Source organism: Nocardiopsis sp. CNS-639, from assembly GCF_000381685.1.
In the GTDB taxonomy this organism is placed as follows: domain Bacteria; phylum Actinomycetota; class Actinomycetes; order Streptosporangiales; family Streptosporangiaceae; genus Nocardiopsis; species Nocardiopsis dassonvillei.
On record NZ_KB906854.1, the window covers coordinates 123492 to 136139 of the forward strand.

General features: G+C 71.5%; 9 protein-coding genes. 7 read left to right on the forward strand and 2 right to left on the reverse strand.

Going from position 1 to position 12648, the window contains the following annotated elements:
• Positions 1 to 241 precede the first annotated feature (241 nt).
• Entirely contained in the window at positions 242 to 1099 is an 858-nt protein-coding gene (locus tag G011_RS0100475) for a SigB/SigF/SigG family RNA polymerase sigma factor (protein ID WP_019606730.1), read from the forward strand.
• Between the two features lie 207 nt (positions 1100 to 1306).
• On the opposite strand, the gene G011_RS0100480 is transcribed toward G011_RS0100475, so the two are convergent.
• Positions 1307 to 2569, reverse strand: a complete 1263-nt coding sequence (locus tag G011_RS0100480; RefSeq protein WP_019606731.1) for a HEAT repeat domain-containing protein — start codon at positions 2567 to 2569, stop codon at positions 1307 to 1309.
• Between the two features lie 295 nt (positions 2570 to 2864).
• Here G011_RS0100480 and G011_RS31975 point away from each other — a divergent pair, with 295 nt between their 5' ends.
• A complete protein-coding gene (locus G011_RS31975; RefSeq protein ID WP_013151584.1) occupies positions 2865 to 3035 on the forward strand; it encodes a hypothetical protein in 171 nt (56 codons plus the stop codon).
• A gap of 130 nt (positions 3036 to 3165) precedes the next feature.
• Here G011_RS31975 and G011_RS29425 read toward each other — a convergent pair whose 3' ends face one another.
• A complete protein-coding gene (locus G011_RS29425) occupies positions 3166 to 3642 on the reverse strand; it encodes an ATP-binding protein (protein ID WP_019606732.1) in 477 nt (158 codons plus the stop codon).
• Between the two features lie 682 nt (positions 3643 to 4324).
• On the opposite strand from G011_RS29425, the gene G011_RS0100495 reads away from it, so the two are divergent.
• The 5 genes from G011_RS0100495 (at position 4325) to G011_RS0100515 (ending at position 12553) form a co-directional block, all read left to right on the forward strand.
• Entirely contained in the window at positions 4325 to 5974 is a 1650-nt protein-coding gene (locus tag G011_RS0100495; protein WP_019606733.1) for a glycosyltransferase, read from the forward strand.
• Between the two features lie 595 nt (positions 5975 to 6569).
• Positions 6570 to 7550: an ABC transporter permease gene (locus tag G011_RS0100500; protein WP_019606734.1), complete on the forward strand. Its 981-nt coding sequence runs from the start codon at positions 6570 to 6572 to the stop codon at positions 7548 to 7550.
• Positions 7551 to 7644: 94 nt separating this feature from the next.
• Positions 7645 to 8556, forward strand: a complete 912-nt coding sequence (locus G011_RS0100505) for an ABC transporter permease (protein ID WP_019606735.1) — start codon at positions 7645 to 7647, stop codon at positions 8554 to 8556.
• A 14-nt stretch (positions 8557 to 8570) separates the two neighbouring features.
• A complete protein-coding gene (locus G011_RS0100510) occupies positions 8571 to 10754 on the forward strand; it encodes a dipeptide ABC transporter ATP-binding protein (RefSeq protein WP_019606736.1) in 2184 nt (727 codons plus the stop codon).
• A gap of 86 nt (positions 10755 to 10840) precedes the next feature.
• Positions 10841 to 12553, forward strand: coding sequence for an ABC transporter family substrate-binding protein (locus G011_RS0100515; protein ID WP_019606737.1), 1713 nt, complete (start codon positions 10841 to 10843; stop codon positions 12551 to 12553).
• The last annotated feature ends 95 nt before the right edge of the window (positions 12554 to 12648 follow it).

The window sequence follows — 12648 nt, forward strand, 5'->3', positions numbered from 1 at the left end:
GAGTGCAGCGCCCGCCTCCGTGTGCGCACAGTGACCACGCGGGGATCGAAAGATATTTGTCGCGCGACAACTTTTTTCGCCCCGTCGCTTTTGAAGGCGTTTCTGAGGGAACGTACTCCCCGCACGGCGACCGTCCCCCGCCCGACGAGAGCCCCCGACAGCGCGTCAGGAGCGAGGGCCGCGCCGCAGGTGCTGACAGGCGACACAAGCACAGAAGGACAGAGCACCGGGGGGTCCTCTCTTGTCCGAGAACACCGCACCGAAGTCCCAGGCCGCCGCAGACCACACGACCGTCATCCCCAGGCCGCGCAGGCCGATGCCCGGCGAGGACGCCACGGCGGAGGAGCTGCTGTCCGTACTCGTGAGGCTGGGGGAGGGGGACCCGCAGGCCAACGGGCTGCGGGAACGGGTCATGGTCCTCTACCAGCCGTTGATCAACAAGATCGCGCGCCGCTACGGGGGGCGGGGCGAGCCGCTGGAGGACCTGAAGCAGACCGCGATGGTGGGACTGGCCAAGGCCGTGCGCGGCTACGACCCGGACCGCGGCAAGCCCTTCATCTCCTACCTGCTGCCCACGGTGACCGGGGAGATCAAGCGGCACTTCCGCGACCACACCTGGGCGGTGCGGGTGCCGCGCCGCCACCAGGAGAACCGGGTGAAGCTGCGCCGGGTGACGAGCGAGTTCCAGCAGCGGCACGCGCGCACGCCCACGATCGCGGAGCTGGCCCACGAGATGGGGCTGCCCGAGGCGGAGGTCAGCGAGCTCACCCAGGTCTCGGAGTCCTACCGGTCGCTGTCCCTGGACGCGCCCGACTCCTCCGACTCCGAGGGGCAGGAGGGCACGCGCCTGGAGGACCACCTGGGCTGTGAGGACGCGGCGCTGGACCGGGTGGTGGAGCGCGAGTCGCTCAAGCCCGCGCTGGCGCGCCTACCCGCCCGCGAGCGGGAGATCCTGCGGCTGCGGTTCTTCGGGGACCACACCCAGTCCGAGATCGCGGACCGGTTGGGGTACTCGCAGATGCACGTGTCCCGGCTGCTGTCGGGGGTGCTGGAGCAGCTGCGCGAGGAGGTCGGCACGGCCGGACCGGACCGCTCCTGAGGCCTTCCGGAGGGGGCCGCGGGGGCCCTCCTCCGGATGGCGGGGGACCCACCCCTGCCGGGCCGCGGGCCCCTGTCAGGGGTCCCGGTAACAGCGGCCTCGGCTCCGTTTCTCGTGCTTCCAGCCCAGCAGCCCTTCCTCGCGGATCCTGCGCACGGCGTTCGGTACCGGATCTCGCTCCGGTACCCGTGTCGGACGCGGCGCCCCTCAGCGGCGGACGCCCCGGTACCTCATACGCGTGCGCAGCGGCAGCGCCGAGACGTAGCGGTCCAGGCGGTCGGCGTAGCCTGCGGTGGTGATCTGCGCATAAGCGCTCCTGGCTGTCTCGCGGGTGTCCCTGTCACCGCTGACCAGCAAGGGGAACAGCAGATCGCCGCGACGCAGCGCCGACGCCGCGTCCTCGCGGACGCCGCTGTCGGAATGGGACAGCAGCCTGTGGAGCATGCGCATCGCCCGCTCCGGGTTGCGCGTGTCGGCGCCCAACGGGGGCAGCATGTCCAGGGCCGCCCGGAGGACGTCGGCCGGCGGACGGAGCCCGATCAGCCCCCGGACGGCCTGGAGGCCGTCGGGGCGGGCCGAGACCAGATTCGCCAGCCGCGCGCCCAGCTGTCCGCCGAACGCCCCCGGTGAGCGAAGAGCCAGCCCGATCACCGACGCCAGAAGCGGAGGCGTGAGAACGCGGGTGGCGAGGTCGGGGTGCGTGTCAGGTTCCGCCTGCTGGCCCCGCTCCATCTGCTCCAGGGCGTCGACGGCCCGCCAGCCGACGGACTTCTCCCCGTCGACCGCCAGAAAGAGCAGGACCTCGGTCCAGGCCGGGTCGGGATCGTGGCCGTCGGCCCGCCACACACGGAGCACGCCCTCGATCGCGGCCCACCGCACCTCGTGGAACGGGTCCTGGGCGGCTTCGAGGAAAACCGACACCGGGACGTCGCCGTGCCTGGCCAGCAGCCTCATCAGGTTGGCGCGCCCCCGCGGGCTGGGCTCGGTGCGCCAGCGCGCTCGGACGTGTTCGGGTGAGACGCCGTGGACCATGAGCGTGTCGATGAGGTCGTCGACCATCGTCCCGTTGGGCAGCATGCGGGCCAGGGCGTCCAGCAGGGGCTCCACCGCCTGGTCATCGGGCGTCTGACGCAGAGCGGCCGCGGCGTAGGGGACGCAGGCGTCGTCGTCCAGCGCGGCGATGAGCACGGCGGTGGCGCGTTCGTCGCCGATCCGCGCCAGAGCTTGGAGCAGCCCCTGGCGCAGATCGAGGGACTCCCGGTCATACCTCGCGCGGTCGGGAACACCCTGGTGGTCACGGGGGCGGCGCGAGGACGTGAGCAGCGCCTGCAACCGCTCGACGAGCGCGGGAACGACGTGCGGGCTTCTCCGCTGGAGTTCGGCGATCGCCGTGTCCCGGTGGCTGGGCCGGCCTTCGGGGGTCCGCCACAGTTCCAGGTCTGCGATCAGGCTGTCGACATCCTCGGTCATGTCGTCAGTACACCATGGGTCGTCGGACCCTTCCACGGGGTGGGGAAGCCGGTGATCCCCTGTGGTGCTGCGCGGGGTCGAAGCCGGATCCTCAACCCCGGGGATTCTGCCATCACCCCGCCATCACGGGGGTCGCGAAACGACCGGAGCCGACGGGTTCCTCTTCGGGCGTTATGCGCGGCTCGGGTTGGGTTTCGCTCCGCAAACCCCCACAGTTGGGGTGTTCGGGCCCTTGGCGCTGCGTCACCGGAGCGGCGATTTGTGCTATCCGCGCACTCCAGGCAGGCTGCGTCACATGGACGAAACGAACAAGAGCCTCGACGACCTGGTCCGCGACGAGCTGGGCGAGGAACCGTCGCAGGAGGCCAAGGACTACGCGCGCGAACTCTACGAGCGCTACCGACTGCCCGCGCCCGGCCAGGACGGCGGTGCGGCGGCGCCCCCGAGGGCCGGCGCCGAGGAGTAGGCGCGCTCTCCCGGACGCGGCGGCGTACCGGCGCGGCTCCGAGCGGCCCGTGCTCCGGGGCTCCGCTCCGCTTCGCTCCGTGTCCGGGGGTGGGCCCGCCCACGGGGCGGGCGGTGACCCGCGTACCGGGTCAGTCGGAGAGGACGGCCTCGTCGGCGTCCTGCGCCGAGGTGTCGTGGTCCCACACCAGCTCGAACCAGACCTTGCGCCCCATCCCGTCACCGCGGGGCTCGGTGCCCCACTTGCTGGAGAGCGCCTCGACCAGGTCCAGGCCCCGACCGTGCTCGGTGGTGTCGTAGGGGTCCCGGTGCTGGGGCTGGGGCGTCTCGGCCACGTTGCCCAGGTCCCGCACCTCCACCCGCGCCCACCCGGGCGCCAGGTGGACACAGACCTCGAACTTGCCGGTGGCCCGGCCCGAGGCGCTGTGCGTGATGGCGTTGGTGGCCAACTCGCTGGTGAGCAGCGTCGCCGTGGTCAGCTCCGGTGAGGCGACCAGCTGGCGGGCGACGAACCTCCTCGCGTAGGCGATCTGGCTCGGCAGGCCGGGGAAGCGCCGCCGCGCCGGTCTGGAGGCGGTCTCTGTGCTGTACGGGGTGCGCTCTTCCATGGAACTCGCCGGACGTTGAAAGGGACGGGACGAAGACACCGGGACCTGGAGTGTGTCCGGCTGCGGGGAGGCGGCCCCGGGGGTGGGGTCGTGCGTGTGGAGCGCGACGGGGGGACTGTGGGGTGCTGCGGTGTCACACATGAGGGTTCACTCCCCGAGGACGTGTGTTCGCGGCGGGCATGGCAACGGGAGTGCCGGGCCCTCGAAGGCGTCCGTGCCCGTGGAACGGGTCACGGCGCGGGGTGGTCACACGGGCCCGGACCCCCTGGGACAGGGAGGGGTGCGTCGGTATGCCACGCGTCACGCGCAAGGGCGGCGACAGGAGGGAGGAGGGAAGCCGCGAGACTTCCTCCGAGGCGGTGGTGGGGCCTGGGAGCGGGCCGGGACGGTGGGTCATGTCGGGTGGCGGATGTGCCCTACGACACTGAAGGGCGTATTCGCGCTTAGCATACGCTCCGTGCCTCCCCGGAAACCCAGCTGACCTGGCTTGGCCAGGATAACCCCGGCTGAGCTGGAAAAAGGGTCCGTTCGGTCGGATCACGGGGGCGGTCGGGGACGGATATGGGCCGCGTTTCGGAACTGGTGGGGCCTGTGAGCATGGATAACGATTAGGTCAAGCTCTCGGAAACTTTGTGCCTCCCACGGTCTTGCGCGCTTGTGTTCGACCGGTCAGGGTGTGGACATGCCCTCCCGCACGCCCCTGCCTCCCGGTCTCGGCATCGAGATCGACCGCGCGGCGCGCCTGGCCGACGAGGGGCACGTGCTCCTCGGCGGTAGTCCGCCGCGGGCGGTACGCCTCGGCCCGGAGCGGGTCAGCGCGCTGATCCGCTGGCTGAGCCGGGCGGTGCCGCGGGACGCGGACGAGGGCCTGTTCGCACGCGGCCTCATCAGGGCGGGCCTCGCCCACCCCCGCCCCCTGCCCCTCGCCCCGGGGGACACCGTCGAGGTGGCCGTCGTCGGGCGAGCCGACTCCGCCGCGCTGCACGCCACCCTGGACCACCTCGACGAGCACAGCCACGGGACACGGACCGTGGTCGTGGGCGCCATCGGGCCCGAAGCCCGGGCGGCCCGCCGCCGGGGCGCCCGCGTCGTCCCCGGCCCGGTCGGGGGAGCCGGGGCGCGGGCGGCGGCGCTGCGCGCGTGCTCCGCCGAGTTCGTGGCCCTGGTCGAGGCGGACACCCGTCCCGGCCCCGGGTGGCTGGAGACCGCGCTCGGCCACTTCGCCGACCCGGACGTGGCGGCCGTGGTGCCCCGGGTCCTGACCGACCGCTCCGCCTGCCTGGGCCACACGCGGATGACCGTGGCCTCCGTCGCCGCCCGCCGGACGGGCGCGGACCGGGGCGCCGACCCCGCCCCCGTCCTGCCCTGGGGGCACGCTCTGCCCTGGCAGGAGCGCCCGGGCCCCGCCAACGGGCACACCGACCCGCTGCGGCCGGTCCCCGTCCTGGTGCTGCGCCGCGGTGCCGCCGACCTCGACCCCGGCCTCGGCGCCGCCGCCGGGCTCGACCTGTTGTGGCGGCTCGCCGAACAGGGCTGGTCGGTGCGCTACGAGCCCCGTTCCAGGGTGTGGGCACCGCCGACCACCGACCTGGGCGCGTACCTGCGCGCCTGCTTCACCTCCGGGGCGGTCGCCGGTCCCCTGGCCCGCCGCCGCGGCGCGCACGCCGCCGGGCCCGCGCTGTCCTGGCCGGGCGCGGTCGGACTCGCGCTGTTGCTCGCGGGACGGCCCGGCGCCGCCCTGGCGGCCGGTGCGCTGGGATGCGCGGCGGTGACGGGCGCACTCGTGGCGGGAGCGGGCACCCCGCTGCCCGAGGCGGTGCGACTCGCCGGGCTGGACCTCGCGCACACCGTGCGCACGGGCACGCGCGCGGTCCGCACGGCCTGGTGGCCGCTGGCCGCGGCTGCGGTGGGCGCGGCGGTGCTCGGACGGCGCGGCCGTGGGGCGCCGGGCGTGTCCGGTCCGACCGCCTCGGACCCGCTCGCGGGTCGAGGCCGGTCAGCGCGGCGAGGCGGTGCCGGGGGACGCACGGGCCGCGCTGCCGCCCTGGCCGCGGGCGCGGCCCTGGTCGTGCCGCACGTGGCGGCATGGCATCGGGGCAGGGGCGCCGCCCTGGCCGGTCCGGTGACCTGGACGGCCCTGGGGATGGCGGGCGACGCGGCGCGTTCCCTGGGCACCTGGTGGGGGATCGCGCGGTCGGGTTCGCCCGCGCCCCTGGTGCCCCGGCTCGTGCCCCTGGCCGCGACCGGCACAGTTCCGCCGGAGCGCTCCGGCGGGACGCGTCGTGCGCGGGGAGCCAAGGACGGCTCAACGGCGGCCGTGAGCCGGGCTTAACACCTCCGGGGCGGGGAGGGACGACCCTTCCGGGCGGACCACGGGTGTTCTCCGAGCACTTCCGTGCCTTTCGTGAAACCGTCCTGTGGTGGTACCCGGGCCCAGGGGAGGGGGGTTTCGACCATGCTGCGTTAGATTACCGTTGAGCGACATTTCTGGGGTCGTATGTCCGAATCTGAGGCCGTCGGAGGCGTGCTCGCAAGGCTCGTGGAGTGTGTTTCCCCAGCTCGCGCCAGTTGTCGATTACTGTACAGAGTTATTTCATTGCAGAACGTGTGAAACTTGACAAATCGACCGTAATCGGGTGCTTAATTGGGCACTGTTGTCTTTTCTTGATGCAGTGTTTACTGTCGAGTGTCTAGCTCACCGCAGACTCTTGACATTCCGGTCACGGATCGTGAACCGGATGCAAGTGTGTTTCGGCAGTCACCGGGAGCAACCCCCCGCCGGTGGTCGCGGGATCGCGAAGGCTTAACGATGCCATCCACCGATGGCATCGTCCTGGTGCTTCGGACCCCCGGCCACGGGTGCCCCCAGTAACGACCGCGCACAACAGGACGAGTGCCGGGCTCGGCTGTGAGGTTCGGAGATAGTTTTGGGCAAGTTCCTGGCCAGGCGGCTGCTGAACTACGTCGTGCTGATCTTTCTCGCGACGAGTTTCGCCTACCTGCTCGCCGCGACGAACCTCTATCCGCGCGGCTACTTCGAGCAGATGCAGCCGCCGCCGACGCCGGAGGCGGTCAACGCCCAACTGGACGCGCTCAACCTCAACGACCAGGCGCCGCTCGCCGAGCGGTACGTCACCTGGCTCGGCGGGGTGGTCCAGGGCGACTTCGGCAAGACCATCCAGGGCGGCGACGTCACCCCCCAGATCTGGCTGAAGGCGGGCGTGACCCTGCGCCTGATCACGGTCGCCACCATCCTCGGCAGCGTGATCGGCATCGCGGTCGGCGCCTACGCCGCCGTGCGCCAGTACCGGCGCTTCGACAAGGCCTCCACGGCCGTCGCCTTCTTCGTGCTCTCGGTGCCCACCGTGGTCATCGCGCTCAGCGTGCAGGTCGGCGCCACCGCCGTCAACGACGTACTCGGCTTCCAGCTGCTGCGGTTCTCGGGCGAGTACACGGCGGGCTTCAGGGGGGAGTGGTGGGAACTGCTGCTCAACCGGATCCACCACGCGATCCTGCCCACGCTCGTGCTGGCCCTGGCCCTGTTCGCCGCCTTCGCCCGCTACCAGCGGAACATGATGCTGGACGTGCTCAACGCGGACTTCGTGCGCACCGCCATGGCCAAGGGTCTCACCCGCAGGAAGGCCCTGTTCAAACACGCCCTGCGCACCGCGCTGATCCCCACCATCACCTACTTCACCTTCACGTTCGGCGTGATGGTCTCCGGCGCCACCTTCACCGAGAAGATCTACGGCTGGCACGGCATGGGCGCCTGGCTGATCGACTCCATCTCCCAGAACGACGTGCACGTGGTCGCGGCGGTCTCCTTCTTCATGGCGGTGACCATCATGGCCGCGTCCTTCCTCTCGGACATCCTCTACGCCTGGCTCGACCCCCGGGTGCGGGTGTGAGCGCCGCCGCCCTCCGCGCCGTCCCCGGCGCGTTCCCGAGCCACGTCCCGCCCCTTCCGCGCCCCGCCGCGGCAGCCCAGTTGGAGATCCCGGCATGAGCACGACCGAAGTGAGCAAGGAGCCCGAGCGGACGCCCGCCCTGCCCCCGGCTCCCAACCGGCTCAAGGACATCGGGCGCCAGCTCCTGGGCACCCCGCGCGTCGTCACGGGGCTGGTCCTGCTGGTGCTGCTGGCCGCCTTCGCCTTCGTCGGCCCCCTCCTGAGCGGCTGGGAGGTGGGCGAGCGCGACTACACCTCCCTGATCCAGGGGCCCTCGCCCGAACACTGGATGGGCACGAACCGCACCGGCCAGGACATCTTCACCCAGAGCACCGCCGGACTGCAGAAGTCGCTGCTCATCGGACTGCTGGTCGCCCTGATCTCGACGGCCGCCGCCGCCCTGGTCGGCTCCTTCGCCGGCTACTTCGGCAAGGTCACCGACCGCGCCCTGATGTGGATCGCCGACCTGGCCCTGGTCCTGCCCAGCTTCGTGGTCCTGGCCATCCTGTCCAAGCACTTCGTGGGCCAGGGCGGCTGGTTCGTCCTGGTCATCCTGCTGGCGGCGTTCAGCTGGATGGTGACCTCCAAGATGGTGCGCGGTCTGACCATCTCCCTGCGCGAACGCGAGTACATCCACGCGGCCCGGTTCATGGGCGTGCCCCCGTACAAGATCATCCTGCGCCACATCCTGCCCAACATGTCGTCCCTGCTCATCGCGGACGCCACCATCGCGGTCAGCACGGCGATCATCGGCGAGACGGCGCTGAGCTACTTCGGCCTGGGCGTGCAGTCGCCCGACATCAGCCTGGGCGTGGTCATCGCCGACGGCTCCCGGTTCGCCAACACCGCCTGGTGGATGTTCGCGTTCCCCACCGCCCTGCTGGTGGTCCTGGTACTCGCCGTCAACATGATCGGGGACGGGCTGCGCGACGCCCTCGACCCGCAGTCCAAGTCGCGCCGGTCCTAGGGGGAGGCACACACATGAGCACCGACACCGTCGCGACCACCGAGGCCGCCAGCGCGGCACCCCTCGACGACACCCCGGTCCTGGAGGTCACCGACCTCACCGTCACCTTCGGCGGACTCAACGGCAACCCCGACGTGCGCGCCGTGCGCGGGGTCAGTTACTCCGTCCGCCGCGGCGAGGTCCTGGGCATCGTGGGCGAGTCCGGCTCCGGCAAGTCCGTCTCCTCGATGGCCGCCATGGGGCTGCTGCCCGACCACGCCCGGATCACCGGCTCCGTGCGCCTGCACGGCGAGGAGATCCTGGGCCTGGACGACCGCGCCATGGCCCGCAAGCGCGGCAAGGTCATCTCCATGGTCTTCCAGGACCCGCTGTCCGGGCTCACCCCCGTGTACACGGTCGGCGACCAGCTCGCCGAGGCCGTCCTGGTCCACGACCCCTCCACCCCCAAGGCCAGGGCCCGCGCCCGCGCGGTGGAGCTGCTCGAACTCGTCGGCATCCCCAACGCCGAGCAGCGCTACCGCTCCTTCCCGCACGAGTTCTCCGGCGGCATGCGCCAGCGCGTCATGATCGCCATGGCGATGGCCAACAACCCCGACGTCATCATCTGCGACGAGCCCACCACCGCCCTGGACGTCACCATCCAGGCGCAGATCCTCGACCTGCTGCGCACCGCCCGCGAGGAGACCGGCGCGGCCATCGTGATGATCACCCACGACCTCGGCGTCGTCGCCGGGTTCGTCGACCGGGTCCTGGTCATGTACGCGGGCCGGCCGGTGGAGACCGGCCGCGTGGACGACATCTACTACCGCAGCAGGATGCCCTACACCATGGGCCTGCTCGGCGCCGTCCCCCGCATGGACCTGGAGCACCAGGGCGCCCTCGTGCCCATCAAGGGCACCCCGCCGTCGCTGTCGGACCTGCCGCCCGGATGCCCCTTCGCGCCGCGCTGCCCCCTGGCCCGGCCCGAGTGCGACGCGGCCGAGCCCGAGCTCCTCACGATCGGCGCCCAGCCCTCGGGCGAGGGGATCCGTGCGGGCGGGGCCGCGGCGCGACCCGACGCGGGAGAGGCCGACACCGACGCCCAGCGGGTGGCGTGCGTCCGCTCCGGGGAGATCACCGACCGGGGGTGGACCGCCCAGGACATCTACCCGGTGCCGGAGATCCCCGACTCCCCCGCCTCCGCGGTGGACCGCGCGGACCGCGCCGAGATGCTGCGGGTACGGGACCTGGTCAAGCACCACCCGCTCACCAAGGGCGCGGTGTTCAAGCGCCGGGTGGGCTCGGTGTACGCGGTCGACGGCATCGACTTCGACATCCGCGAGGGGGAGACCCTCGCCCTGGTCGGCGAGTCCGGCTGCGGCAAGTCCTCCACCCTCATGGAGATCATGGACCTGGCCAGGCCCCAGCGCGGCTCCATCTCCGTCATGGGCCGCGACGTCGCCACCCTGGGCCGGGCCGACCGGTTCGCGCTGCGCCGGGACATGCAGATCGTCTTCCAGGACCCGATGAGCTCGCTCGACCCGCGTATGACGGTGTTCGACATCATCGCCGAGCCCCTGCGCACCCACGGCAGGAGCGTGGACGAGGTCACCCGCCGGGTGTACGAGCTGATCGACCTGGTGGGCCTCAACACCGAGCACGTCACCCGCTTCCCCGCCGAGTTCTCCGGCGGTCAGCGCCAGCGCATCGGCATCGCCCGGGCCCTGGCCCTGGAGCCCCGGCTGCTGGTGCTGGACGAGCCGGTCTCGGCCCTGGACGTGTCCATCCAGGCGGGCGTGGTCAACCTCCTCCAGGAGCTCCAGGCCCGGCTGGGCCTGTCCTACCTGTTCGTGGCGCACGACCTGTCCGTGGTCCGGCACATCGCCGACCGCGTCGCGGTCATGTACCTGGGCCGGATCGTGGAGATCGGCGACACCCGCTCGGTCTACTCCAGACCCTCCCACCCCTACACCCAGGCGCTGCTGTCCGCCATCCCGATCCCCGACCCGGAGAAGGAACGCGCGCGCACGCACATCGTCCTGGACGGCGACCTGCCCAGCCCGGCCGATCCCCCCTCGGGATGCCGGTTCCGGACCAGGTGCCAGAAGTTCGCCCTGCTCCCCGAGGCCGACCGGGAGCAGTGCAGGACCGTCGAGCCCCAGGTCCTCGCCGTGAACGACGGTGACCAGGCGGCAGCCTGCCACTTCGCGGAGCGCTAGGAGGTCGTCCGACCCCCGACGACCGGCTCGTCACGGGCCAGCGCCACCCCGCGCGCTGGCCGCATCACCCCAGAGAGGAAATCCCCATGCGAATCGGGAAGGTGCGCTACCTCGCCCCGGTCGCGGCGCTGGTGATGGTCGCCAGCGCCTGCGGCGGCGGAGACGAAGGCAACAACGAGGAGGCGGCGCAGGAGGAGGTCGCGGCCCTCCCCGCGAGTGACCTCAACCCCGCGCCCCGCGAGGACCTCCAGGAGGGCGGCACCTTCGTGTGGGCCCTCAGCGAGTACGAGCAGCAGTACAACATGGCCCACGTCCAGGGCAACAAGGGCGACGTGCGCCGCGTCACGGGCGCCGTGATGCCCAGCGCGACCCGGTTCGACGCCGAGGGCGGCTTCGAACCGCGCGAGGAGTACGTCCTGGAGTACGGCGTCAGCGACGACGGCCTCTCGGTCGAGTACACGCTGAACCCGGACGCCGTGTGGTCCAACGGGGAGCCCATCACCTGGGAGGACTACGAGGCCCAGGTCCTCACCTACAAGGGCGAGCGCGAGGGCGACTTCGAGGTCGGCTCCGACGCCGGCTACCAGTGGATCGAGGAGGTCGTCCAGGGCGACGACGAGTTCTCCTTCACCCTGGAGTTCTCCCAGCCCTACGCGGACTGGCCCACCCTCTTCGACCCCCTGTACCCCAAGGAGTACATGGAGGACGAGGAGCTCTTCGCCGAGGGCTACGTCAAGGACTTCCCCGTCACCGCGGGCCCCTTCGGCGACGTGGAGTTCGACGACGTCGCCCAGCGCGTCACGGTGACCCGGGACGAGGACTGGTGGGGCGAGCCCGCCATGCTCGACGAGATCGTCTTCACCAACGTCGCGATCGACGGCCAGGCCACCGCGTTCGACAACGGTGAGATCGACGGCTTCTACCTCGGCTACGACGCCGCCGCCTGGGAGCTGCTGAAGGAGCGCGAGGGCACCTACTTCACCCGCGCCGTCAACCACGGTCACCGGTTCATCTCCCTCAACGCGGGCAGCGAGAACCTGTCCGACGTCCGGGTCCGCCAGGCCATCTCCATGGCGGTCAACCGCGACACCATGGCCGAGGTCGCGCTCGGTCCGGTGGAGTGGCCCATCACCGGCCAGGTCAACCGCCTGCTCCGGTCCAGCCAGAACGGCTACCAGGACAACAGCGGCGAGGTCGGCACGTTCAACCCCGAGCGCGCCGGTGAGCTGCTCGACGAGGCGGGCTGGACCCTGGAGGAGGGCGCCGAGTTCCGCACGAACGCCGAGGGCGAGACGCTGACCCTGGGCTGGGTGGCCTCCGAGGACATGCAGCTGGCCAAGGACGAGGGCGACATCGTCCGCGACATGCTCTCCCAGGTGGGCATCGAGGTCGACGTCCAGCACGTGCCGGGCAACGCCCTGTTCTCGGACTACATCGTTCCGGGCAACTACGAGATGTCCACGTTCGTGCTGGTCGGCAGCAACCCCTACCCGACCGACTCCGCGGAGAACTACAGCGGTCCCTTCGACGAGGCGGGCGAGGACTGGGGCAACAACACCAGCTTCCACTCCACCCAGGAGATCAACGACCTCTACGACCAACTGGGCCAGGAGACCGACCCCGCGCGCTACGCCGAGATCGCCAACGAGATCGACGCCGCGATCTGGCAGGAGGTCCTCACCATCCCGATGTTCGAGCGTCCCGGCCTCTACGCCATGGACGGGAACCTGCGCAACTGGGGCGAGTACGGCCTCGCGGGCAGCTACGTCTACGAGGACATCGGCTGGGTCGCCGAGTAGTCCCGTGACGTCACCGCCCGCCGCGTGAGCGGGAGTGCCAGGGCGCCGGTCCCCGCGCGGGACCGGCGCCCTTCGCCGTGTACCGCCCGGGCCGT

Coding starts and splice junctions, on each gene's coding strand:
- G011_RS0100505 (WP_019606735.1), top strand. CDS start 7,645: ATGAGCACGACCGAAGTGAGCAAGGAGCCCGAGCGGACGCCCGCCCTG.
- G011_RS29425 (WP_019606732.1), bottom strand. CDS start 3,642: ATGGAAGAGCGCACCCCGTACAGCACAGAGACCGCCTCCAGACCGGCG.
- G011_RS0100480 (WP_019606731.1), bottom strand. CDS start 2,569: ATGACCGAGGATGTCGACAGCCTGATCGCAGACCTGGAACTGTGGCGG.
- G011_RS0100510 (WP_019606736.1), top strand. CDS start 8,571: ATGAGCACCGACACCGTCGCGACCACCGAGGCCGCCAGCGCGGCACCC.
- G011_RS31975 (WP_013151584.1), top strand. CDS start 2,865: ATGGACGAAACGAACAAGAGCCTCGACGACCTGGTCCGCGACGAGCTG.
- G011_RS0100495 (WP_019606733.1), top strand. CDS start 4,325: ATGCCCTCCCGCACGCCCCTGCCTCCCGGTCTCGGCATCGAGATCGAC.
- G011_RS0100515 (WP_019606737.1), top strand. CDS start 10,841: ATGCGAATCGGGAAGGTGCGCTACCTCGCCCCGGTCGCGGCGCTGGTG.